Source organism: Vibrio sp. HM8-C (assembly GCF_058630515.1).
Genome location: NZ_JBMMKS010000001.1, coordinates 401,681 through 427,126, shown reverse-complemented (window position 1 = coordinate 427,126; position 25,446 = coordinate 401,681). Strand labels below are relative to the sequence as shown.

At 42.9% G+C, this 25,446-nt stretch carries 20 protein-coding genes; 10 read left to right on the top strand and 10 right to left on the bottom strand.

Annotated elements, in window-relative coordinates; translation table 11 throughout:
• Position 1 precedes the first annotated feature (1 nt).
• From ACOSVQ_RS01925 to ACOSVQ_RS01915, 3 genes are all read right to left on the bottom strand, one after another.
• Positions 2-733, bottom strand: a complete 732-nt coding sequence (locus ACOSVQ_RS01925; protein WP_491980905.1) for an ABC transporter permease — start codon at positions 731-733, stop codon at positions 2-4.
• A 128-nt stretch (positions 734-861) separates the two neighbouring features.
• The gene (locus tag ACOSVQ_RS01920; RefSeq protein ID WP_491980904.1) at positions 862-1,638 is read right to left on the bottom strand and encodes an ABC transporter substrate-binding protein; all 777 of its coding nucleotides are present in this window, start codon (positions 1,636-1,638) and stop codon (positions 862-864) included.
• 87 nt (positions 1,639-1,725) lie between these two features.
• On the bottom strand, positions 1,726-2,496 hold the full coding sequence (locus tag ACOSVQ_RS01915) for an ABC transporter ATP-binding protein (RefSeq protein WP_491980903.1): 771 nt from the start codon (positions 2,494-2,496) through the stop codon (positions 1,726-1,728).
• A 609-nt stretch (positions 2,497-3,105) separates the two neighbouring features.
• On the opposite strand from ACOSVQ_RS01915, the gene ACOSVQ_RS01910 reads away from it, so the two are divergent.
• The 3 genes from ACOSVQ_RS01910 to ACOSVQ_RS01900 all read left to right on the top strand — a co-directional run bounded on the left by ACOSVQ_RS01910 (position 3,106) and on the right by ACOSVQ_RS01900 (position 8,399).
• Positions 3,106-4,653 carry a DUF3360 family protein gene (locus ACOSVQ_RS01910; protein WP_491980902.1) on the top strand — a complete coding sequence of 516 codons (1,548 nt, stop codon included), beginning with the start codon at positions 3,106-3,108 and terminating at the stop codon, positions 4,651-4,653.
• Between the two features lie 291 nt (positions 4,654-4,944).
• On the top strand, positions 4,945-7,224 hold the full coding sequence (gene pflB / locus ACOSVQ_RS01905; RefSeq protein WP_491980901.1) for a formate C-acetyltransferase: 2,280 nt from the start codon (positions 4,945-4,947) through the stop codon (positions 7,222-7,224).
• Between the two features lie 188 nt (positions 7,225-7,412).
• Positions 7,413-8,399 carry a lipid A deacylase LpxR family protein gene (locus ACOSVQ_RS01900; RefSeq protein WP_491980900.1) on the top strand — a complete coding sequence of 329 codons (987 nt, stop codon included), beginning with the start codon at positions 7,413-7,415 and terminating at the stop codon, positions 8,397-8,399.
• A 13-nt stretch (positions 8,400-8,412) separates the two neighbouring features.
• Here the strand turns inward: ACOSVQ_RS01900 and ACOSVQ_RS01895 are convergent, their stop codons facing one another.
• Positions 8,413-10,293, bottom strand: a complete 1,881-nt coding sequence (locus ACOSVQ_RS01895; RefSeq protein ID WP_491980899.1) for a methyl-accepting chemotaxis protein — start codon at positions 10,291-10,293, stop codon at positions 8,413-8,415.
• Between the two features lie 237 nt (positions 10,294-10,530).
• Here ACOSVQ_RS01895 and pflA point away from each other — a divergent pair, with 237 nt between their 5' ends.
• The 3 genes from pflA (at position 10,531) to ACOSVQ_RS01880 (ending at position 12,652) form a co-directional block, all read left to right on the top strand.
• On the top strand, positions 10,531-11,271 hold the full coding sequence (pflA, locus tag ACOSVQ_RS01890) for a pyruvate formate lyase 1-activating protein (RefSeq protein WP_491981113.1): 741 nt from the start codon (positions 10,531-10,533) through the stop codon (positions 11,269-11,271).
• 75 nt (positions 11,272-11,346) lie between these two features.
• A complete protein-coding gene (locus ACOSVQ_RS01885; protein WP_491980898.1) occupies positions 11,347-12,027 on the top strand; it encodes an energy-coupling factor ABC transporter permease in 681 nt (226 codons plus the stop codon).
• A 124-nt stretch (positions 12,028-12,151) separates the two neighbouring features.
• Positions 12,152-12,652 (top strand): YfbU family protein, encoded by a 501-nt coding sequence (locus tag ACOSVQ_RS01880; RefSeq protein ID WP_165310851.1) that lies wholly within the window; start codon positions 12,152-12,154, stop codon positions 12,650-12,652.
• Between the two features lie 79 nt (positions 12,653-12,731).
• Here ACOSVQ_RS01880 and ACOSVQ_RS01875 read toward each other — a convergent pair whose 3' ends face one another.
• On the bottom strand, positions 12,732-13,484 hold the full coding sequence (locus tag ACOSVQ_RS01875) for a MipA/OmpV family protein (RefSeq protein WP_491981112.1): 753 nt from the start codon (positions 13,482-13,484) through the stop codon (positions 12,732-12,734).
• A 326-nt stretch (positions 13,485-13,810) separates the two neighbouring features.
• Here ACOSVQ_RS01875 and ACOSVQ_RS01870 point away from each other — a divergent pair, with 326 nt between their 5' ends.
• From ACOSVQ_RS01870 to ACOSVQ_RS01860, 3 genes are all read left to right on the top strand, one after another.
• Positions 13,811-15,745 carry a PrkA family serine protein kinase gene (locus ACOSVQ_RS01870; protein ID WP_491980897.1) on the top strand — a complete coding sequence of 645 codons (1,935 nt, stop codon included), beginning with the start codon at positions 13,811-13,813 and terminating at the stop codon, positions 15,743-15,745.
• 125 nt (positions 15,746-15,870) lie between these two features.
• A complete protein-coding gene (locus ACOSVQ_RS01865; RefSeq protein ID WP_491980896.1) occupies positions 15,871-17,142 on the top strand; it encodes a YeaH/YhbH family protein in 1,272 nt (423 codons plus the stop codon).
• Between the two features lie 12 nt (positions 17,143-17,154).
• Positions 17,155-18,714: a SpoVR family protein gene (locus ACOSVQ_RS01860; protein WP_491980895.1), complete on the top strand. Its 1,560-nt coding sequence runs from the start codon at positions 17,155-17,157 to the stop codon at positions 18,712-18,714.
• 166 nt (positions 18,715-18,880) lie between these two features.
• Here ACOSVQ_RS01860 and kdsB read toward each other — a convergent pair whose 3' ends face one another.
• From kdsB to ACOSVQ_RS01835, 5 genes are read right to left on the bottom strand one after another with little or no spacing between them, the layout of a single operon-like run.
• Positions 18,881-19,636, bottom strand: a complete 756-nt coding sequence (kdsB, locus tag ACOSVQ_RS01855) for a 3-deoxy-manno-octulosonate cytidylyltransferase (protein ID WP_491980894.1) — start codon at positions 19,634-19,636, stop codon at positions 18,881-18,883.
• Positions 19,636-19,815: a Trm112 family protein gene (locus ACOSVQ_RS01850; protein ID WP_165310841.1), complete on the bottom strand. Its 180-nt coding sequence runs from the start codon at positions 19,813-19,815 to the stop codon at positions 19,636-19,638. Before ACOSVQ_RS01850 ends, kdsB begins: the two co-directional genes overlap by 1 nt.
• Entirely contained in the window at positions 19,796-20,803 is a 1,008-nt protein-coding gene (lpxK, locus tag ACOSVQ_RS01845) for a tetraacyldisaccharide 4'-kinase (protein WP_491980893.1), read from the bottom strand. Before lpxK ends, ACOSVQ_RS01850 begins: the two co-directional genes overlap by 20 nt.
• A gap of 8 nt (positions 20,804-20,811) precedes the next feature.
• On the bottom strand, positions 20,812-22,560 hold the full coding sequence (msbA, locus tag ACOSVQ_RS01840; protein ID WP_491981111.1) for a lipid A ABC transporter ATP-binding protein/permease MsbA: 1,749 nt from the start codon (positions 22,558-22,560) through the stop codon (positions 20,812-20,814).
• Positions 22,561-22,592: 32 nt separating this feature from the next.
• Entirely contained in the window at positions 22,593-24,836 is a 2,244-nt protein-coding gene (locus ACOSVQ_RS01835) for a DNA internalization-related competence protein ComEC/Rec2 (RefSeq protein WP_491980892.1), read from the bottom strand.
• 8 nt (positions 24,837-24,844) lie between these two features.
• Between ACOSVQ_RS01835 and ACOSVQ_RS01830 the strand changes: the two genes are divergently transcribed.
• On the top strand, positions 24,845-25,360 hold the full coding sequence (locus tag ACOSVQ_RS01830; protein ID WP_491980891.1) for a DUF2062 domain-containing protein: 516 nt from the start codon (positions 24,845-24,847) through the stop codon (positions 25,358-25,360).
• The last annotated feature ends 86 nt before the right edge of the window (positions 25,361-25,446 follow it).

Sequence of the window (25,446 nt, the reverse complement as noted above, 5' to 3'; positions counted from 1 at the left end):
TCTACCTCGTGTGAATACTGAATTTACGTTCAACCAACTTCAAAAGTCCGGTCGAAATACTGGTGAATACAAGGAATATGATTGAAACCGTCATATAAAAGGTGAAAGGCATTTTCGTTGAGCCTGCAGCAAGCGAGCTCATTCGCACCATATCCTCTAAACCGATGATAGAAACCAGTGCCGTTGTTTTCAGCAGTACCAGCCAATTGTTACCAAATCCGGGTAGCGCATGTCGAATCATTTGCGGTAGCAAAATACGTCTAAACGACAATACTGCGTTCATACCGTAAGCTTTAGCAGCTTCAAGTTCACCCTTATCCACAGCCATAATTGCACCACGGAAAGTCTCTGCCATGTAAGCACCAAAGATAAATCCTATCGTTAGTACACCAGCGACGAATGGGCTCACATCGATATAATCAGGCACGTACTGAACCCAATTATCAGTCGTCCCAAGCCAATCGTTGAGAGATTCATTAATCGAGTAAAGACTGTTGTTTAGTAAGATTTGGCCACCGAAGAATATCAGCATCATCAGAACTAAGTCCGGAATACCGCGAATAATGGTGGTGTAAACTGTTGCGATGCCTCGTGCCCATGTGTAAGGAGACAATTTTGCCAACGCTCCTAACATACCAAGCACAACAGCTAATAATAGTGAAAGTATGGCTACTTCAATTGTGAGTACAGCCCCCTTTGCAATAGAGGCTTCATATCCCTGTAGATCCAGCATAAAAACTTCCTAGTCCCTTAACGCTTGGCTGCTGGGTACTGCTACGAACTAGGAACCAACAGCCAAGAATGCCTTTATTATTGTTTCGTCCCTGCTGCTAATGAACACACAGGGACATTTGAGGCTAATTAATCACCGTATACGTCGTACTTGAAGTACTTAGCAGCGATTTGTTGATAAACACCTTTTTCACGAAGCGAGTCAATAGCACCATTTAGCTTCTCAGTTAAGTCTTTATCTTGTTTACGAACTGCAATACCAAAACCATCACCGAACCATTTAGGATCAGTCAATGATGGACCAACGAATTCGTAGCCTTCACCACCTGGTTTGTTTAGTACGCCATCTTCAAGTGCTGATGCATCACCTAGAACAGAGGCGATACGACCATTCGCTAGATCAAGATATGCTTCATCAAATGAACCATAACGAACGATTTCTACAGAATCGCCGTAGTTATCAGTTAGGTATTTGTCGTGTGTTGTTGCGCGTTGAACACCAATTTTTACGCCTTTAAGACCGTCTTTAGAGAAATCTAAACCAGCGCCTTTTTTAGCGATAAATTTGTTTGGAATCAGTGCATATTTGTGAGTGAAATCCACTTTGTTCTTACGCTCTTCCGTAATAGACATCGCTGCAATGATTGCATCGTACTTACGAGCAAGTAGTGAAGGAATAATACCATCCCAGTCTTGAGCAACGATCTGACACTGTACTGCTAGCTCTTTACATAGAGCGTTTGCCATATCAACGTCAAATCCCTTTAGTGAACCATCAGCTTCAGTCCAGCTAAACGGAGGGTAAGCGCCTTCGATACCAAAGCGTACAGTTTTCCACTCTTTCGCTTGGGCAACACCGGTCGCAGCTGTAGCAGCTAACGCCGCAACTAATAACCACTTTTTCATTTCCATACTCCTGTGATTGTTGTGTTTCTATTTTTATAGCTTTAGTTTTCTCAACCTATCCGTAGAACAACAGATGGGGTGAAATTTTTAATAAATCGATGAAATAAACTGTTTTAAACGCTCTGAATCAGGATTCGTAAACAGCTTTTTAGGATCGCCCTGCTCTTCCACCAATCCCTGATGCAAAAACATAACATGGTTTGAAACATCGCGAGCAAACGCCATTTCATGGGTCACGACTAACATTGTTCTCCCTTCTTCGGCCAATGAACGCATTACACCTAATACTTCACCAACCAATTCAGGGTCAAGAGCAGACGTCGGTTCATCGAAAAGAAGAACTTCAGGTTCTACTGCTAATGCTCGAGCAATCGCTGCACGTTGTTGTTGACCACCAGAAAGATGTCCTGGGTAGTAATCTTTACGCTCATACAAGCCTACTTTTTTCAGTAGAATTTCTGCATTTTCAATTGCTTGAGCTTTTGGCACACCTAAAACATGAACAGGCGCTTCAATGACGTTTTCTAAAACTGTCATGTGAGACCAAAGATTAAACCCCTGAAAAACCATAGCTAAGCGAGAACGGATTCGCTGTACTTGTTTTTCATTAGCAGGAAGAGAGATACCTTGACGGTTTTTCTTCATCTGAATTAATTCACCATTAACCCAGATTTCACCGTCAGTAGGTGTTTCAAGTAAGTTGATGCAACGTAGGAAGGTACTTTTGCCAGAACCGGACGAGCCGATAATAGAGATAACATCGCCTTTATGTGCTTGAAGTGAGATACCTTTCAGAACTTCATTCTGGCCAAAGGTTTTGTGCAGTTGTTTTATATCGAGCGCTGGTACTTCTTTCATGCGCTTTAACTCCCTGTATTTTATGACACTGCAGAGCATTCCAGCTCAATTTCGCTACAAAGTATCACTCACCGCCAGAACATGCAACAAATTATTAACCTGTAAAAACGAAATATTTAGTTATTTTATGTGACTATAAATTCATAATATGGCTAATTCTTCTTCAAAGTTCGCATATTCACACACTCAACTTCTGCCCAATCAGATAAAAACCATTTAACAAATTAATAAAAGCAAGACTTATAGCAAACTTTAAAACATAACACTCACTCATAGGTTTTAACGTTTTGGCAAGCAAAAAAGACGTAATAAACATCACACTTTGAAAATAAATTTCAACAAAAAATCCTCTATCTCACTGATTTTATTATAACGATGTAGTTTTCTTTCATTTCCCAAACTAAAGTGATCAAGATCAATCACTACAAAGGGTTAGCACGTTAAACTCGCCACTAAATATAAGGCTATTCTAATGCCCATTATTATTTCGTTGGCTATGCTATAAAGCACAACAGAAACGTGTTACATATTCAGCCGAAACTTTCGCGATTGCGGACACTTAAGCAGAATTCAATTCAGAATTAATAACTTTATATAAATGAGGAATCTATGTCAGAAGCAGTGAATAAAGCGCATTCTGATTCAGATATCGAGACTAAGAGCTACAGTGAGCTTCATCGTCCAGCGTCTGAGTTCAATAGCCGTTCAGATTACTTAGATCACGAATTGCAAATCATGAAACCACGCCGTTTCGGTTTGAACTTGCCGGGTCGTGATTTCCGTTTCGAACTTGAAGATTTTGTTCCTGCTCTAGCTGGTACTATCGGCATCATCTCGATGTACTCTGCTGTTATGATGTCTTGGGCAGAAGGTCTTACTCAAGCTTGGGATCACGTTCATCTAACTAAAGAGTTCGCTATCGAAGTAGCTCGTGTTGAGATGTTGATTCCTGCTCTACTATTCTGTGTGCTTGCTTCTGGTATCTTTAACCCTAAAGCAAACTTAGCAGGTAACCACGGTCCGATGATCCCACTTATCGGTACTATCGCTCTAGCTGGTGCTCACCCTCTTGCATTAGCACTGCTTATTGGTGTCTTTGGTCTACTACTCAGTTTCTTCAAAGGTGGCTCTAAGCTTGTTAACCTCACTTCTGAAGGCACAGCCGGTGGTTTGCTCATATTCCTTGGTTTGACGGGAACAATCAGTCAGATCAACTCCATACAAACCTGGGCGGTCGGTTTACAATCGGCAGACGTAGCTGCGGGAAGCATGGGTTATGTGGGCATTATCGTACTTGGTATCAACGTAGCAATTTACGCTTACCTAGCGAAAGTTAACAAACGTTGGCTTGCTATCCCAGTATGTGCGTTCTCTGGTCTTGCGATCGCTCTAGCTCTTGGTGCTGGTTTCGACATTAAATTCGAAACTCACATGGGTCTTCCAAACCTAAACCCAGTTTACTGGTGGGGCAGTACTGAAGAAGGTTGGATGCTAGGTCTTCCTAACATGGAACACTTTATTGCATCTCTACCATTCGCAATTCTTGCTGTTGCAATGTGGTCACCAGACTTCCTTGGTCACCGTATCTTCCAAGAAATGAACTACCCTAAAGGTTCTGAAAAAGTACTAATGGACGTTGATGACACTATGACTATGTGTTCATTCCGCCAAATGGTTGGTACAGCAGTTGGTGGTGGTAACATTACATCTTCTTGGGGTACATACATGATCCCAGCCGCTATCGCTAAGCGTCCAATTCCAGCGGGTTCAATTCTGCTTGGCTTGATCGTAATGACAGTTGCAGTTCTTGGTTTCCCAATGGACGTAGCAGTATGGCCTCCAGTAATGCGTGTTGCTCTGCTAGTAGGTGTATCTCTACCTCTACTAGAAGCAGGTATGCAAATGGTTCGCGATACGAAAGACTCACAAGCAGCGGGTATCTGTATCTTCGCTTCTATCGTTGCAAACCCAGTTCTTGCATGGGCACTAACAATGTTCCTAGACAACAACGGTCTAATTGGTGACAAAGAACGTGCTTCACGCTTGTCTTTCATGGATAAAATTGTTATCCCTGTAAGCGTGTTTATTATCTGTCTAGTTGCTATGCTTGCAGTTGGTATGCTAGAAGCTCAATATGGTCTAAAAGCTTGGCTATAAGCTAAAGGTCAAAGATTAGATGGGTAGCGCAAGACGCTACCCTCTTTTTATTCGTTTTTTCAACTTTTATTGATTTAGTTTAAGTTTTGCAAATTTTTTTTAGTGTAATGTAATTTCATCAAACGGACATTTCACTGTAAGAACAAGTAACAATATCTATAGTATTAATCTGAGATTATGAACTATACATATTGTTATTAAATAGAGTGTACTGCCTCTCTTTGACTAAAGAGATAGCTGGCTCAACGGCGAAACAGTACGTGTTTTTTCTACTAAAAAGGTAGGTATGTCATGGCAGAGCAATTTGCTAAAGCTTGGGAAGGTTTTGCTGCAGGTGAGTGGCAAAATGAAGTAAACGTTCGTGATTTCATTCAAAAGAACTACACTCCATACGAGGGTGACGAATCTTTCCTAGTTTCTGAAGGAACTGAAGCGACTAACGCGCTTTGGGCGAAAGTAATGGAAGGCATCAAACAGGAGAACTCTACTCACGCTCCTGTAGACTTCGACACTTCTGTTATCTCTACCATCACTGCTCACGATGCAGGCTACATCGAAAAAGATCTAGAAACTATCGTTGGTCTTCAAACTGACGCTCCACTTAAGCGTGCAATCATCCCTAACGGTGGTATCCGTATGGTTGAAGGTTCATGCAAAGCATACGATCGTGAACTTGATCCTATGGTTTCTAAAATCTACACAGAATACCGTAAAACTCACAACGCTGGTGTTTTCGATATCTACACTCCAGACATCCTTGCATGTCGTAAATCTGGTGTACTAACTGGTCTTCCTGACGCATACGGCCGTGGTCGTATCATCGGTGACTACCGTCGTGTTGCATTATACGGTATCGACTTCCTAATGAAGGACAAACTAGCTCAATTCACGTCGCTACAAGCACGTTTTGAGAACGGCGAAGACCTTCACATGACTATGCAACTTCGTGAAGAAATTGCTGAGCAACACCGCGCTCTAGGTCAAATCAAGAAAATGGCTGCGAAATACGGTTTCGATATTTCAGGTCCAGCTACAACTGCTCAAGAAGCAATCCAATGGACTTACTTCGGCTACCTAGCTGCTGTTAAATCTCAAAACGGTGCTGCAATGTCTCTAGGTCGTACTTCTACGTTCCTAGACGTATACATCGAGCGTGATATCGCTGCAGGTAAGATCACTGAAGCTCAAGCTCAAGAAATGATCGACCACTTCGTAATGAAACTACGTATGGTTCGTTTCCTACGTACTCCTGAGTACGATGAGCTATTCTCTGGCGACCCAATTTGGGCAACAGAATCTATGGGTGGTATGGGTCTTGACGGTCGTACGCTAGTAACGCGTTCTAACTTCCGTTTCCTAAACAGCCTATACACTATGGGTCCTTCTCCAGAGCCAAACATCACTGTTCTTTGGTCTGAAGCGCTACCAGATGGTTTCAAACGTTTCTGTGCAAAAGTATCTATCGATACTTCTTCTATCCAGTACGAAAACGACGACCTAATGCGTCCAGACATGAACTCTGACGATTACGCGATTGCATGTTGTGTATCACCAATGGTTGTTGGTAAACAAATGCAGTTCTTCGGTGCTCGTGCGAACCTTGCTAAAACGATGCTTTACACCATCAACGGTGGTATCGATGAGAAACTGAAAATCCAAGTTGGTCCAAAAATGGACAAAATCGCAGGTGAATACCTAGATTACAACGAACTTTGGGAAAAAATGGACCACTTCATGGATTGGCTAGCTAAGCAGTATGTGACTGCACTAAACGCTATCCACTTCATGCACGACAAGTACAGCTACGAAGCGTCTCTAATGGCTCTACATGACCGTGACGTTATCCGTACTATGGCATGTGGTATTGCAGGTCTGTCTGTTGCAGCTGACTCACTATCTGCAATCAAATACGCGAAAGTTAAACCAATTCGTGACGAAGATGGTCTAGCAATCGACTTCGAAATCGAAGGCGATTACCCTAAATTCGGTAACAACGATCCTCGCGTAGATGACATCGCTTGTGAACTTGTATCTGTATTCATGAACAAGATCCGTGAGCTTAAGACTTACCGTAATGCGATTCCTACTCAGTCTATCCTTACTATCACTTCAAACGTGGTATACGGTAAGAAAACTGGTAATACTCCTGACGGTCGTCGTGCTGGTACTCCATTTGCACCAGGTGCAAACCCAATGCACGGTCGTGACGAGAAAGGTGCTGTAGCATCATTGACTTCAGTAGCGAAACTACCGTTTGCTGACGCTCAAGATGGTATCTCTTACACCTTCTCTATCGTTCCTAACGCATTAGGTAAAGAAGAAGCAAGCCAACGGGCTAACCTTGCAGGTCTAATGGATGGTTACTTCCACCACGAAGCTGGCAAACTAGAAGGTGGTCAACACCTAAACGTTAACGTGCTTAACCGCGACACTCTACTAGACGCTGTTAAACACCCAGAGAAATACCCACAGCTAACTATCCGTGTATCTGGATACGCTGTTCGTTTCAACTCTCTGACTGCTGAACAACAAGCTGACGTTATCGCTCGTACATTTACTGAGTCAATGTAAGACTTCGCTTAAATAATGAGCTACAAGCCCTCGCCTTTGCGGGGGCTTTTTTATTTATTCAGTAAATTTATCAAAGCGTTAACAATACTTAGTGAAACTCAAATATTTAAATTCATCATTTATCATTACTCGTCTTAGCCTTTTCAATCAGTTAAACTCACGACTCTGTTGTATTCGAGCTGTATCAAATGTCCATATCCCGAATTTTTCTTTTGTTAACATGCAGTTTTTCCGCTCTCGCTGCTCAAACATCGACTGTAACTCTCAACGTTGATAACGATGGTATTTACGGGATAGACCAAGACTACACCAGTGGTCTTTTCCTCTCTTACACGTCAGGTGCTGTTCGTCCAAATTGGTGGTCGAAACCACTTAGCCTTTCTGCTTGGGGAGCAGCAAGTTTAGATAAGTGGGAAATCAGTGTTGGCCATAAAATGTGGACACCTTCAGACATCACGCTTGATACTCCGCAACCGAATGAACGCCCTTATGCTGGCTTATTACACGGTGAATTCAGCTACATCAGTTTGCTCCCACAACAAGCGCAGCGTTTTAATCTTCTAATAGGAACAACAGGCGAGAGTTCTCTTTCTGAAGAAGCTCAACGCATCGTCCATTCCATTACAAAATCTGACGATCCAAATGGCTGGGCATATCAGGTTGAAGATAAAGTCGTAGGCAGCGTCGGCTATCTTTCCCATTTCAATTTAATTCGTCGACGCTTCACTTTAAGCACTGACTTTGAAATATCGAACGTTTCAGAGATCAATGTCGGCAACTACCGTAGCGATGCCGCAACCGGCTTTATGGTACGTTGGGGACAAGATCTCGCAGGTAACTTTGGTAGTGCACAGATTTCGGTAGAAAACCCATTTAAAGCGGGAATGATTGGCGCTTCTGACTACGGATGGTTTCTGTTTGGCGGTATTGAAGGTCGCTATCGCTTTAACGACATTACGATTGAAGGAAATAGACCATTAAATGGCTTGGAACATCCTGCCAGTTATTACGAAGTGACGTTAGAACCTTGGCAAGCGACCGCTGTAGCGGGTGCTGCTTGGTACAGCCGTCATTTTGGCTTTACCTTTACGACAACCGCCAATACCTCAGAATATAAAGAAGATAAGAAATCTCTTCATGGTACCGGCGGCGTATCGTTCTATGCGTTTTTCTAAACGCATTTGTGTATTAGATACTAAAGCGTTGGCAATCCGAATTTAGCTCCGAAGAACGTTGGTCAACGACGCGACTGATTGAACGCAGTTGCTCGTTGTTACCTTCTAACTCTTTCATCGCCACGGAAATCTGAGTCATACTATCGGCCATCGATTGACTGGTCGTCGCAAGCTCTTTAATGGAACTCACAATGATTTCCGTTTGATGTGCCGCTTCGCCTGCTTTATCAGTAATTTGAGTCAATGCTTCCATGGCTTCATGTCCACGTTCCTGACCGATGCGCATGGTTTGCTCTGACTGACCAAACTTCTGAATAACTTCAGCACTCTCTTTTTTCATCGTTTCAATCGTGCTTGAAATTTCGGTAACTGCGTTTACAGTACGTACCGCTAAACTGCGAACTTCATCTGCTACAACTGCAAAGCCACGACCTTGTTCACCAGCACGCGCAGCTTCGATAGCCGCATTCAGCGCTAGTAAGTTTGTCTGCTCAGCAATGCTATTAATGATATCCATTACGGAGTCAACTTTGGTTGATGCTTCTTCAAGTTGCTCAATGTTGCCAGTAGCAGAGCTCAGAATCTTGCCTACGTCTTCTAATGAACCAATTGCGGCAGCAATGATTTTCGAACCATTTTCAGCCGCTTCCGTGGAAGACTTGCTTACGTTAGAAACGAAAGCCAGTGAATTCGATACCTCATGAGTCGTCACACTGACCTCTTCAGTTGCCGAAGCCAAAAGCTGTGTTTGACCAAGCACATCGGATTGCCCATTAACTAAATCATCCACTCCTGAGTTCAATTGAGCCGCATCACCGGATAATGCTTCACTGCGCTCTTGAACGGCTTTAACCAGTTCACCAAGATGTTCGCAACTTTGGTTAATTGCCAGTGCAAGCTGGTTAAATTCATCATTAGGGTTGTTTGAAATAGGCATACGCTGCGACAAATCCCCTTGAGAAAGACGATCCATTACAGCTTTGGTTTGAGTTAATGAACGAGTCAATGAAACGCTAAGCATGATGAAAATAGAAATGGTGATGACAGCCAAAACAGCACAAGCCACCAGCACAGACCATTGTGTTTGAGTACCTGCCTTCTCTGCTTGCATCTGATACGTTTCACTAATGCTCTCAATCTGCTTTGAAAGCATTTCAATCAGACTTTTTGCTTGTGATTCGCTAGTGACCAACTGTGCCTGCTGCTCGTTAACCATCTGCGAAAGTTCACTCACACGCAAAAACGTTTCTTTGAACTTCCCTACTTCCTTTTCATACAGATCAAGCATTGAGTAACTTTTTGACATATTGACAAAGCTTGCCATCGCACGGTTGAACAGCTTCAAATTCTGTTCACTCGGTTGTAACAGATAGTTTTGTTGTGCTTTCACCATCGCCTGAAAATCTGAGTTGATGGTTACCATACCTGTTTCTGCGATTTTTGTTTCGATGGTCGTTGCTAAGGTTTTTAACTCACCCAGTTTTCCTTCCTCAACGTTGAAGCCCAATTCTGATTTTAGATCCATCCAAGGCAATAACGACTGATTAAACTGAGAAGTCACTTGTTGAAGTTGCTGAGATTCGTCATTTAGGTTCAGCTGTTGGAGAAACTGGACATCGGTCTGAACATGCTCCATCAAGCGATTGAGCTTATCTTTCGCTTGAGAAACTTGGTCAGCGGTTAAACTTTCTTTTTCAGAGGCAAGCGAGAGAAGCTCTGCTTGAGTGGACTGCATGGCTAATGCGCCAGAAGTGATATTAGAACTCTGCTTATATTGAGTCCCCATCCCCGTCAAACTTAATGCGGTATAAAGGCCGAGGCTAACAAAGCCAATACATAGAACAATGATAAATAGTGTGATTTTTTGCTTCTGAGACAATTTCAGTACATCCATGCTAATCTTCCTTGTCACCATCCTGTGACTTTAGACTTCAAGATACTACAGGCTAAAATGAGCCCAATGTGACATTTATATTTTTGTCACTAACACCTTTTTTATAACACCCATCATCACTAAATTCGATGTTTTTTTAAACTATTTATTACAACCCTGAATTAAATAAGGAAAACCTATTTAATCCATACTATTTGTAATAAAATGACGACTAAATTACACAATCGAGAGCAGCACATGTCTACACCAGGTCGAATTCATTCATTCGAATCTTGCGGTACGGTTGATGGCCCGGGAATTCGTTTCATCGTCTTTCTTCAGGGTTGCTTATTCCGTTGTAAGTATTGCCATAACCGCGATACTTGGGACACTCACGAAGGCAAAGTAGTCACCGTTGAAGAGATCATCAACGAAGCGAAGTCATACCGCCACTTTATGAATGCCTCAGGTGGTGGCGTTACTTGTTCCGGTGGCGAAGCTATGCTCCAACCAGAATTTGTCCGAGATTTCTTCCGAGCGGCTAAAGCGGAAGGTATCCATACCTGTTTAGACACAAACGGCTACATTCGTAAATTTACGCCTGTTATCGATGAGGTTTTGGAAGTATCAGACCTCGTAATGCTCGATATCAAACAGATTAATGACGATATTCACCAAGATTTGGTTGGTGTATCAAACAGACGTACTCTCGATTTCGCTGAATACCTACATAAAATCAATCAGCCGACTTGGTTACGCTACGTTATTGTTCCTGGATATACCGATGACGATGAATCCGCTCATAAACTAGGTGAGTTCATTAAAGATATGGATAACATCGAGAAAATCGAGCTGCTTCCTTATCACAAGCTTGGAGCGCACAAATGGGAAGCGATGGGTGAAGAGTATCCTCTTGAAGGTGTAGAGCCACCAAGCAAGGAAACTATGGATAGAATCGTTTCTGTTCTTGAGCAATATCACTCAAACGTAAAATATTGATACCAGCCTTGTGCACAATCATTAAAAATACCAGCTCGCGTGCTGGTATTTTTATTTCAATCACAGGGATAAGTTGTGCAACTACAAGAGCTCACCTCTTCAATTATCGTTATCGTCTTTATCTTACTGTGTTTAAAAGACGTTAAACTCGCTTTTTGGCCGAAGTTTCAAAACGAAAAATCCTTCCAGCACCTTACTTATGCCGTGATGTTTGCCCTTCTATTGCTCTGGTCAGCTCAAGCCAGTGTGAAAGATGGATTGCACATTCATTTTCTCGCACTTACAAGCTTAACTATGATGTTTGGCTGGCAATGTGCTTTTATGCTATCCATTCCAGTCAGTGTAGCCCTAGTGCTTATTGGCAAGTTGGCGCTGTTTGCGTTGCCTGAATATTTGCTGCTTTCTTGTTTGGCTCCCATCCTCATCACTTACGCTATTTTTTCACTTAGCTACCACTATTTACCGCGTAATATCTTTGTATTTATTTTCATAGCGGGATTTTTCAACGGTGGTTTAACGGGGAGTCTCCATCTAATCATCAATGCAGGGTATCAATTTAATCTGGGCTACCATGATTGGAAAACCATCTTAGATAACTACCTTATCTTCGTACCATTGCTAGCGTTTCCTGAAGGGTTACTCAACGGTATGGCTCTCGCCATGCTATCAGTATTTAAGCCAGAATGGCTGAGAGTGTTCTCCGACCGCGACTATATATACAACCACCATCACAACAACAATCATCACAAAAAATAGTCACACTACTGCATATTTTATGTACTATCTCTATTAAAACAGTGTTGAGATCATGTTTCAGAGTAACGCATTACTGTTAACCTAACCTCAGCAAAAAAATAACCAATTTTTAGTGAGGCCAGCTATGGAAATGACTAACGCTCAACGTCTTATTCTTTCAAACCAATATTATTTGATGTCTCAACTTGACCCTTCAAACTCAGCGAAATACAAACGTCTACAGACCATCGTTGAACGTGGTTATGAGCTTCAGATGTGTGAGTTGAACAAAGAGTTTGGCTGCTTGAGTGACGCACAATGCCGTGAAGTAATCGACATTATGGAGATGTATCACGCCATGCAAGAGTCGCACAAAATGCTTAGTGAAGAAGCTCGAAAAGACGTCGATGTACGTCGCTTGAATTTCCTTGGCTACGATATTGCAACCGAAGGTCAATTGGTAAACTACGTACGTTTCCTAGTGGATTCTGAAGGTCTATACCCTCAGTTTGATAAAGGTGACCATCACTTTAACAGCCAAATGCCAATGGCTGATAAATACCGCCGCATGCTAGCAACATGGCGCCACTGCCCTCGTCAATACCACCTATCGGCAAATGAACTACGCCAGATATTTAATGCTTAAGCAAATCGCGTAGAAATACAGATTTTATATAACAAAAAGGCGGATATACCGCCTTTTTCAATTCGCTAAATCTATATCATTAAAACAGATAGGCAATTCCGAGAGATACCGTGGTATTGATGCCACTAACGATAATCGGGCTAGATTCCAGATCACCTTCTAAGTTCGTGTATCGAAGGTTCCCCGTCAATCTCACCGTATCAATGATGTTCCAATACGCTGATGCTCCAACAAAGTATTGCCCATCCCATTTCGCTTCAAATTCAGGAAGACCACTTCGAGCAGACTCTTCACTAGAAACGCCATATAGATGGTTATTGAGCTTATCTGAGTTGTAAGAATAACCAATACTCGGTGTGAATCCCCAAGTACCAAAACGCAGTGGAAATCTCCACGCCAGTTCCGCATAAAGGCCATTGTGCGTATCGCCAATGTCAGTTCCCACTGAAGTTTCAAACATACCTGCAGGAGTCATTAGCTGATAGCTGGCACCACCAAGAATGGTCGATGAGCGCTTATCTAAAAGACGAATTTGTGCGTTGTCCGAATCTTCTGGTTTTAACGTTCTTGGATCGTACATCAGTCTGAAAATGACGTTTTGCTGAGATCTCATCGGAAACAGTCGGTAACCGGCATTGAAGCCGCGCAAAAACAAATGCTCACCTTCATAACCAATCAAAGGGATCACGGTTCGATTCGAAGGTGTTTCCTTATACACAGCTGGTGAGTATGCCGCAGCAACACCCAGAGACCACTGGTTAAGCTCTGCGTGAGCTGGAAGAGTTATCGCCAAAGAGGAAGCAACAAACGCAGAAAAATAGAACTTATTCATAGTGATAGTTATATCCATAGGTATGCAATCCATTGAGCGACATCATACGAACCAATTCATTCAATAACAACATTGATGAAGACTATTCCAATTTTATCCCCAGAAAACTGTGTTTAGTTCTCAATCATAAGCCTCATTTAAATCTACAAGCACAAATCAATTCTTCCGCAAACGCCAAATTCGAAATTTCTTTTTTCCATCACTAATTTGAAATAAATGCATAATCTCTAAGCAAAATCGAGAATAGCAAACTAGGCTTATAGTGTTAGGGATTTATGTTTTGAAGCGGTTGTATGTCTGTGTGACATTATTAGAGGGGACTTACTATGAGTATTTTTGACCACTTTCAGGCACGCTATGAAGCAGCCAAGGATGAAGAGCTAACTATTCAAGAGTTTTTAAATCTATGTAAAGACGACAAAAGCGCATACGCCAATGCCGCAGAACGCTTATTGCTCGCCATCGGTGAACCCGAGATGGTGGATACGTCAAAACACCCTCGATTAAGCCGTATTTTTTCTAACCGAGTCATTTCAAGATACAAAACATTCCAAGATTTCTACGGTATGGAAGATGCCATAGAACAAATCGTTTCTTACTTAAAACACGCTGCCCAAGGCTTAGAAGAACGTAAACAAATTCTCTACTTACTTGGCCCTGTAGGTGGCGGTAAGTCTTCCCTCGCTGAAAAACTTAAAGCACTGATGCAGCAAATGCCTATCTATGTACTTTCAGCAAATGGCAAACGTAGTCCTGTTAATGATCACCCGTTCTGCTTGTTTGATGTCAACGAAGACGGCGAACTACTAAAACAAGAATACGGTATCGAAAAACGATACGTTAAATCCATCATGTCTCCGTGGGCAGCAAAACGTCTACACGAGTTCGGTGGTGACATTACTAAATTTAAAGTCGTCAAAGTACGCCCTTCAATTTTGGATCAAATTGCCGTTGCTAAAACAGAGCCGGGCGATGAAAACAACCAAGATATCTCTTCATTAGTTGGTAAAGTGGATATTCGTCAGTTAGAACACTTTTCTCAAGACGACCCAGATGCGTATAGCTACTCTGGTGCACTTTGCCGAGCAAACCAAGGTTTGATGGAATTCGTAGAGATGTTTAAAGCGCCAATTAAGGTGCTACACCCTCTATTGACCGCCACTCAGGAAGGTAACTATAACGGTACTGAAGGACTATCCGCTTTGCCGTTTGATGGCATGATACTCGCCCACTCAAATGAATCCGAGTGGCAGACATTCAGAAACAATAAAAACAACGAGGCATTCTTAGACCGTGTCTACATCGTCAAAGTCCCTTACTGTTTACGTGTTTCCGAAGAAGTTAAAATTTACCAAAAACTGCTTGAGCACAGTGAGCTATCCAACGCGCCATGTGCACCAAGCACACTTGAGTTACTCGCGCAGTTCAGCGTGCTATCACGTTTGAAAATTCCAGAAAACTCATCGCTATTCTCGAAAATGCGGGTTTACGATGGTGAAACACTGAAAGACACCGATCCAAAAGCAAAAAGCTATCAGGAGTATCGTGACTACGCAGGTGTAGATGAAGGAATGTCCGGTCTTTCTACTCGCTTTGCGTTTAAGATTCTCTCTCGCGTATTTAACTTCGACCATATCGAAGTGTCCGCGAACCCAGTTCATCTCTTCTATGTAATTGAACAACAGGTTGAGCGTGAACAGTTCCCACAAGAAACTGCAGACCGTTATTTAGAGTTTGTGAAAGGCTACCTAGTCCCTAGATATGTCGAGTTCATTGGTAAAGAGATTCAAACCGCTTACTTAGAATCCTATTCTGAGTACGGTCAAAATATCTTTGACCGTTATGTCACCTATGCTGATTTCTGGATTCAGGATCAAGAGTACCGTGATCCAGAAACCGGACAATTGTTTGACAGAGCTTCCCTCAACAGCGAATTGGAGAAAATTGAGAAAACCGCCGGCATCAGTAATCCGAAAGATTTCCGTAATGAAATCGTTAACTTCGTATTGCGTGCACGTGCGAACAACAATGGTAACAACCCAGCTTGGACCAGCTACGAAAAATTGCGCACGGTTATCGAGAAGAAAATGTTCTCGAACACTGAGGAACTGCTACCTGTTATCTCCTTCAATGCGAAAACCTCTTCTGAAGATCAGAAAAAGCACGACAACTTTGTCGCTCGCATGATGGAGAAAGGTTATACCGAGAAACAAGTGAGACTATTGTCTGAGTGGTATTTACGTGTTCGTAAATCCTCTTAAACACTGTCTATACCCAAAGAACTTGTTGTAAAGGGTATATCTGAAATCCAACTTGACCATAGGCATCCACGGATTGGATGCCTAGTTGGAGGAACGATTCAGGTGACGTATACAGGGGAAGACTCATGCCGCAATTCATCGATAGACGATTAAACGGTAAAAATAAAAGCGCGGTAAACCGACAACGCTTTTTACGCCGTTATAAAGACCAGATTAAAGAGTCGGTTTCCGACGCGGTAAACCGTCGCTCAATCACGAATACTGAAACCGGCGAAGATGTCTCTATCCCGAATAAAGACATCAAAGAACCGATTTTTCATCAAGGTCAGGGAGGCATGCGCGAGCGTGTCCATCCCGGTAACGACCAATTTATACGTGGAGACAAGATCGAACGTCCTAAAGGCGGTGGACAAGGTGGCGGCTCAGGTGAAGGAGAAGCCAGTCAGGATGGAGAAGGTGAAGACGAATTTGTATTCCAAATATCCAAAGATGAATATTTGGATATTCTGTTTGAAGACCTTGAACTGCCAAATCTTGAAAAGAACCAGATAAACAAAATCACCGAGTGGAAAACACATCGTGCTGGTTATCAAACCGCAGGCTCGGCATCGAATATCGCTATTGTCCGTTCACTTCAACAATCTTTGGCTCGGCGTACAGCCATGACAGCCAATAAACGTCGCTTAATGAGGGAGCTGGAAGAAGAGTTAGAGAGAATCAAAACCGCTGAGCCCGCTCTGCTTCTGGAAGAAAAACGCATTAAACAGGAGATTGAAGAGCTGCGCGCGAAAATTGAAAGCGTACCTTTTATTGATACCTTCGATTTGCGTTTTAAAAATTATGAAAAACGCCCTATTCCATCAAGCCAAGCTGTCATGTTCTGCTTGATGGATGTCTCTGGCTCTATGGACCAAGCGACTAAAGACATCGCAAAACGTTTTTATGTTTTGCTTTATCTGTTCCTAACCCGTACCTACCAGAACGTTGAAGTAGTGTTTATACGCCATCACACTCAAGCAAAAGAAGTGGATGAGCAGGAATTCTTCTACTCACAAGAAACTGGCGGCACCATAGTTTCGAGTGCATTAAAGCTGATGCATGAAATCATTAAAGAGCGCTACCCACTTGGTGAGTGGAACATCTACGGTGCTCAAGCTTCTGATGGTGATAACTGGGCAGATGATTCACCACGTTGTAAAGAACTGCTCACCAATCAGCTGTTACCTTACTGCCAATACTATGCCTATATCGAGATTACTCGTCGGTCACATCAAACCTTATGGCATGAATACGAAAAGCTGCAGCCAGCATTTGGCAATTTCGCAATGAAAAACATCCGCAGTGTAGAGGACATCTTCCCCGTCTTTAGGGAATTGTTCCAGAAGGAATCGGCATAGGGAGAAGCGCGCATGACTACTAATGCTACGACAAAAAAGACCAAAGCTTCGCCGAAGAAAGGTGCGAGCAAATCGAATATGTTGCCTGATGGACCAGATTGGACTTTTGACATTCTAGAGCAGTACCACGCGGAGATTAAACGTGTGGCTGAACTCTATAGACTTGATACCTATGAGAACCAAATAGAAGTCATCACATCTGAACAAATGATGGATGCTTATTCGAGCATAGGTATGCCAATCAACTATAACCACTGGTCGTTTGGCAAAAAATTTATTCATACCGAGCAAAATTATAAGCATGGGCAAATGGGGTTAGCGTATGAGATCGTTATCAACTCTGACCCTTGTATCGCGTACCTGATGGAAGAGAATACAGTTACCATGCAGGCTTTGGTTATGGCACACGCCTGTTATGGTCACAACTCTTTCTTTAAAGGTAACTATCTGTTCCAGACATGGACAGATGCTAGCTCGATTATCGACTACCTCTTGTTCGCTAAAAACTACATTTCTGGGTGTGAAGAAAAATACGGTGTCAGTGAAGTAGAGCGACTGCTGGATTCTTGTCACGCCTTAATGAACTACGGTGTGGACAGATACAAACGCCCAGAGAAGATTTCGATAGCTGAGGAAAAAGCACGCCAAGAAGAACGCGAAGAATATTTGCAGTCGCAAGTGAATGCTCTATGGCGCACGGTTCCTCGCAAAGCGAGAGCGGAAGATGATCAACCGCGTTTCCCGAGTGAACCGCAAGAGAACATTCTTTACTTCATTGAAAAGCACGCGCCGCTGCTTGAGCCTTGGCAACGTGAAATCGTACGTATCGTGCGAAAAATCAGTCAGTATTTCTATCCGCAGAAACAAACTCAGGTCATGAATGAGGGGTGGGCAACATTCTGGCACTACACCATCTTGAACCATATGTACGATGAAGGATTAGTATCAGACAAATTTATTCTTGAGTTCCTACATAGTCATACCAGCGTGGTGGCTCAGCCGCCTTATAACAGTCGCTATTTCAGTGGTATCAACCCGTATGCTCTAGGGTTTGCCATGTTTACAGATATTAAACGTATTTGTGAAAATCCAACGGCTGAAGACTATGAATGGTTCCCTGAATTGGCAGGATCAGACTGGTTAGATGCGGTGCATTTCGCTATGCACAACTTCAAAGATGAAAGCTTTATCAGCCAATATTTATCACCAAAACTGATTCGTGACTTTAAGCTGTTCGCAATTACTGACGATGACAGAAAGAACTTTATTGAAGTAACAGCCATTCACAATGACAGCGGTTATCAGCTCATCCGAGAGAAACTCGCTGCTCAATATAATCTGAGTAACTTGGAACCTAACATCCAAGTATTCAGCGTCGACGTTCGTGGAGACCGTTCCATTACGCTACAGTATGTCCCCCACGACCGAATTCCTTTAGACCCAAGCTACGAGGAGGTACTTAAACACATGCATCGCCTATGGGGTTTTGAAGTCAAATTGGAGGAGGTAAAAGACACTGGAAGAAGAGAAATCCTCGCAACCTGTCCTAAGAAAGGTGATCACGAAAAGTGATTATCGTTGCGACAACCAAAACATCTAACCTAACAATTAGTTGTGAAAATAAGTAGTTGTAAAAGTAAGTAGTTGAAAAATAAGTGTTGGACAAAATAGACACTTAGTAAAACGAACAAAGCCCCAGACTTTCATCTGGGGCTTTTCTTTACTTGAACACTTTAGGCTACGATTGTTTTGCCACAATACTGCGTACCAGTTCCAAATCTTCAGGTGTATCGACACCCGCAGGAGGTGCTTCTAGTGCAACCGCAACGTGAATTTTCTCGCCATACCAGAGAACGCGTAACTGCTCTAAACACTCAATCTTTTCAAGCTGGCTCGGCTGCCAGTTAATGTAAGTATTGATAAAGCCTGCTCGGTAAGCATAGATACCTATGTGGCGCATCAACGGCTGAACAATAGCTTTGTCTTTAGCAGCGAAATTATCGCGATCCCAAGGAATCGTAGCTCGACTGAAGTAAAGAGCATAACCTTCCCTGTCGGTGACCACTTTCACCGCATTAGGATTAAACACTTCACTTTCATGGTCGATTTCAACGGCTAAGGTCGCCATAGGCGCTTTGCTTGCGGCTAAGTTATCAGCCACTTGACGAATAATGGATGGTGGAACCAGAGGTTCATCGCCTTGCACGTTAACAATGATATGGTCATGTTCAATACCCATCAATTCAACCACTTCCGCTAAACGCTCAGTGCCAGACTGATGATCAGGAGAAGTCATACATACTGTAGCGCCAAACGCTTTCGCGACAGTTTCTACTCGTGCATCATCAGTCGCAATAATCACTCGCTCAGCACCTGCAAGCAGTGACTGCTCGTAAACCCATTGAATCATAGGTTTGCCGCCTATATCAGCAAGCGGTTTACCCGGTAAACGCGTTGACTGATAACGAGCTGGGATAACAACGGTAAATGACATTAGCGTCCCTCGTCCATTGACATAGTGCGAGCTTCTGGCTCAAGGAGAACAGGAATGCCCTCTTTAATTGGATAAGCAAGACGATCAAGCTTACAAATAAGCTCTTGTTTATCTTTATCGTAAGTCAGTTTGCCTTTACATACAGGACAAGCAACGATTTCAAGCAGACGGTGATCCATACTGTTCCATAACCTCTTTAATTGTTTCCACAATATGCTGCTCATCAAGATGAGAAATCTGCGCCGAGACTGGCAGATACCACCAGTTATCTTTCGCAAATGCAGCACATTTTACAGCGTCTTTTTCTGTCATAACGACGTTATCCCCTCGCTCTGCCAAAGCAAACAGCACTGAGGAATCAAAATCTTGGTGATCGGCAAACCCATGTTCAACAATAGGAGTGGCTCCCAGAGCTTTCAATGTATTAAAAAAGCGTGGTGGGTGACCAATACCCGCCCAAGCAACAATCTTGGACAAAGTGTCAACCGAGACTCGCTCTCCTGTCACCATATTCACAGCTAAATCCGGTTGCAATGTCATTGCAACTTCACCTGTTAAAGGAGAGCCGCCATTGGTAATGGTAAAATCCACTTCTTTTAAGCGAGATATCGGCTCACGAAGCGGACCTAAAGGCAGTAGTTGCTCATTACCAAATCGTCTCACACCATCAACAACGGCAAACTCAATATCTCGCTCCAGCGCGTAGTGCTGCAATCCATCGTCAGTGATTATGATATCGACGTTTTGTGCGAGCAGCGCCTTTACTGCATTAGAGCGAACAGGGTCAACCGCAACGGGTGCCTTAGTTCGTTGGAAAATCAGTTTCGGCTCGTCACCGCAGTGAGAAGTCGATGTACTATCGCAAACAAGTAGCGGATACGAAGGCGCTTTTGCCCCATAACCACGTGAAACCACACCTGGTCTGAAACCTAGTCGCTGCAAAGTCTCTACTAACCAGATAACTACTGGCGTTTTTCCATTGCCACCAGCGGTAATATTCCCAACGATAACGACAGGAACAGGAGCCTTATAACTCTTTTTCTTACCTGTTTGAAAAGCTTCTCTGCGTGAGCGGCTAATCGCTTTAAACACAAGGCTTAATGGCCACAGTAGTGGCCATAAAAGAAAGCGAATTGGGTGATGCTGAAACCAGATTTTTTCAATCACAGTGAAACCTATTCACCAAATTGAATTCGGTGAAGCTGTGCGTAAGCACCATCTTTTTCAATCAGCTCAGCATGCTTTCCGCGTTCAATAATTTCACCTTCATCAACAACCAAGATTTCATCCGCTTGTTCAATGGTAGAGAGTCGGTGAGCAATAACCAAAACCGTTTTGTCTTTTTGCAATTCATCTAGTGCTGCTTGAATTGCTCGCTCAGATTCCGTATCCAAAGCAGATGTGGCTTCGTCAAGAATCAATACTGGTGCATCACGCAGTAATGCTCGAGCGATAGCAATACGTTGACGTTGACCACCCGACAAACTGGTTCCGTTTTCACCAATAATGGTGTCTAAACCATTTTCCATGCCATTAACGAATTCCATGGCGTGTGCTAGACGAGCAGCTTCTTCAATTTGTTCACGACTGTATTCACCTTCAGCAGCGTAGGCAATATTGTTCGCGATCGTATCGTTGAACAAGTGCACGTTCTGAGACACTAGCGCAAAGTGTTTGCGCAGGTTGGTTAACTTAAAGTCACGCACATCATGCCCATCAAGCTCAATCGAACCTGAGTCAACGTCGTAAAAACGTGTAAACAGGTTTGCTATAGTCGATTTACCCGAACCTGAGCGGCCGACCAGCGCCACCGTTTTTCCTTTCGGAATATTAAAACTCACGTGTGATAGCGCTGGTTTCTCTTTACCTGCGTAGGTGAACGTAATGTCTTTTACTGCAATCTCGCCACTTACTTTATCCGCAACGAATGTGCCGTTGTCACGTTCAGTTTCAAGATCCATTAGATTGAAGAGTGTTGAGCTTGCAGCCATACCACGCTGGAATTCAGAAGTAACGTTAGTAAGTGCTTTCAATGGACGCATCAAACCAAACATCGCAGAGAAAACCACACTAAAAGTACCTGGAGTTAACTCAGCACGGATACTTTCATTACTTGCTAGAAGTAACACTGTCACTAACGCCAAAGAAGCGATCATTTGAATTACTGGGTCAGCAATTGACTGTGCCGCAACCATCTTCATGGTTTGCTGACGCATGCGATTACTTACCTCATCAAAACGTTCACGCTCTACAGCCTGACCACCGTAACTCAATACAACCTTATGGCCTTTTAACATTTGTTCTGCTGACGAGGTGACATCACCCATCGTGGTTTGCATGTTCTTAGAAATTTTGCGAAAACGCTTAGAAACAAAGCGGATACCCATAGCCACAATAGGTGCGACCACTATCAAAACTAATGAAAGCTGCCAGCTGTTCCAGAACATTAAAGTCAACAGACCAATAATACTCGCACCTTCGCGCACTATACTTACTAAAGCACGGCTCGTTGCACCAGAGACCTGTTCAGAATCATAAGTAATACGAGACAAAAGACTACCTGTTGGCTCTTTATCAAAGAAAGTCACTGGCATGTGCATGAAGTGATGGAAAATGGCGCGACGCATCTGCATAACGACATTGCCGGAAACCCAGCTAAGGCAGTAGGAGGACACAAATCCACTTAGGCCTCGTATTGCCATCACACCAAGAATAATAAACGGAATGACTTTTAAGAAATTAGATTCAACGTCACCAAAACCTTCATCAAGAAGAGGTTTTAGTAGAGAAATCATGTAAGTGTCAGAAACGGCGTTGATGATTAAAGCAATAACAGCTACGAATAGCCCTGCTTTATACAAGCGGATGTAAGTCCACAAGCGTTTAAATGTTTGCCATGTTGTTTCGTCTGTATTCAGTGACATATAAGTGCTTATTCTTATTTCAATATTGCCAGTCATTCTACCCCTTTACGTAGCATCTGCCTATACCAAGGGATGAGCCCATGTTGTCGCAAAGTGGATAAATCGCGCCTTTCTGCTCGATATTTCAGCGTAATCTGACCGGAAGATCCCGTGTCGTACCAAACGGCGCCGCTATTTATGTACCTTGTGACTATCTCTGCATGGGGAAGGTTCCATCGATTAGATCTATCTAACGAAGCAATCGCTATTTCAGGAGATACACGTTCGATAAATGCTGCTGTTGAAGAGGTTTTACTTCCATGATGCGGAACTAACATAACATCGCTTTTCAAGCTAACACTATCTCTAGCGAGTAACCACTCACCTATAGCTGTTACATCACCAGTCAAAAGAACACTGTGCCCATATCGTCCATCAAATATTCGTATAACGCACGAGTGCTGATTATGGGCTCGGTCAACTTGTTTAGGGGGCCACAACACGGATATATCTAATCCGTGCCAATCCCATTTTTCTCCTCGTATGCAGGGCGAAGCTCCACTGAGCCTTTGACTAGAATACGTATGGGCAGGTGTGAGCATATGGTTCACATCTTCCCTACCACCCGCATGGTCATTATCAAGATGACTGTAAATAGCGGTATCAAGGGATTCGACACCTCTTTTATCCAGTAATGGTGAAATAATGGAACGCACATAACTGCCATTATCCCAACTGCTGCCCGTGTCATAGATCAACGTTCTGCCCTCTTTTTCAATTAAGACGGACAAGCCATGTCCGACATCAAGTACATCCATTCGCCAGTCATAAGACGGAGACCTAAAAATCAGACAGCCTATTGCTATGAAAGAAGCCAATATTTGGCTGAAGCGACTAATCGAAAACCTCAATAACCACAGTAAAGATATGAGTAACAATACCAGTAAGTTGATATTACTCACCGCTACCCAACCTGTATCAGCAAATTTTAAAGCCCAAGCCACAGGTTCAAATGAACGATCTGCGAGAAGCCATGTTGAATTGCTAAATGAAAAAGTAAGACAAGAACAAATCACGGCAATAAACAATAAGGGTACGACAACAAAAGAGAACCAAGGGATGAATATCAAATTAAAGGCAATAGAGAGCCAACTTATTCCACCGAAGAAGTAAGCACTTACAGGAGTCATCAGCAGCATCAAAGCTACCTGCCCAACCATTAGCTTCATCCACCAATGTTTCCATTGTGAACTTACGCCATACAGATAGATGACAATGCTAACCGCAATAAAAGAAAGCCAAAAACTACTGGATAAAGAAGCAAAAGGGTCGAGAAACAGTAAGACGCTTAACGTTAACCATATTCTCTGAGAGACAGAGAGATTCATGCGCAGAGCAGTAAGCAAAACATTTAGAAGGCACATGGTCAGCGCACGTTGAGTTGGCAAAGTAAAGCCAGCCAACCAAGCATAGCTAATAGCGAAGACAGATCCGAAAATAAAAGGGAACCAAAGAAATCTCGGAGAGAGCCTCACCAAACCAGCACCGCATATATAACCAAAACCGAAAGCGATGCCGATATGAAGCCCTGAAATGGCGACTAGATGGACTAAGCCGCTGTTTCTCAGTTGAGCCCAATCATCTTGACTAAGACCTGATCGTTCCCCAAAAACCAAAGCGGTAATCATCCCTCTGAATGGGCTAGTGGCGATATAGTTTTGCACTCGTTGATAGATCCAAGAACGTAAATTGGAACTTGAAGTAACCTGAAAATGTGAATTTTCGTTGACCGTAGCTCGTGCAACCCATCTTTGGCTCAAATAATAGGTTTCAGCATCAAAGCCGACTTCATTTAATCGACCAACAACGGGTTTTACTTTCACTGAAAATTCAAAGTGTTCGCCAATTTCTAAAGGAATCGGTGAGAATAAACGTATATGGGGAGGGAACAACGTAGTGACAAAATGGTTATTTATTTGATGTACAGCAACAGAACCTTCGTATCCATAACTAATTTGTTTAAAAAAGCTGTCAACTTTTCCTTTTATGGTAATATCCTGCCCTGCTTGAAAAATGCTACTGGATTGAGTTTTTACTTCGTTGCCATGTGTTATTATCACTAGCAATCCAAATACAATCCCGCCCCATTTTCTCAACTTGGTGAATCGAACACTAAGTATGAAAAAAAGTGGGCAAAATAGCGCAAAACCCAAAACTGGCATACAAGGCCAATAGGGCGATGACAAAACAGTGAGCGAAAACGAAGCAAGCGTCCAATTTTTCGATAAGAGAGTCATGGTTCCCTATGCCAAGAAAATTCATCAAAAAATTTATGCCTAACCATGACGTGATTAAACGTCAAAAGGCATTAAAAGTTTTTGGCAATGTCTTATACAACCCAAACTTGTGGTGTCTAAATCGACGTTCAGCTGCAGGTGCATTTGCTGTTGGTCTCTTCATGGCATTTGTTCCACTTCCAAGCCAAATGATCATGTCTGCTGGTATCGCCATTGCTCTAGGTGTCAATCTGCCACTCTCTGTTGCTTTGGTATGGATCACCAATCCAATTACCATGCCGTTCATCTTTTATATCGCCTATAAACTGGGTGCTTGGATATTGAACATCCCGCCACAACATTTCCATTTCGAGCTTTCTTGGGATTTTCTGACACATCAGATGGGTACAATTGCTCCTCCATTCCTTTTAGGCTGTGCAGTATGCGCTGTAGTGGCTTCAGTAGTAGGCTATTTTGGTATCCGTGGTTTGTGGCGTTATTCTGTGGTGAGAAGCTGGCAGAAACGACGTACGAAAGTAACCTGAAAACAAACAAATAAAATGACTTACGTTCTAAGATGAGATGCGTATATTGCCCTTAGATGTAATGAATGTATTACGCGCATGAAAAA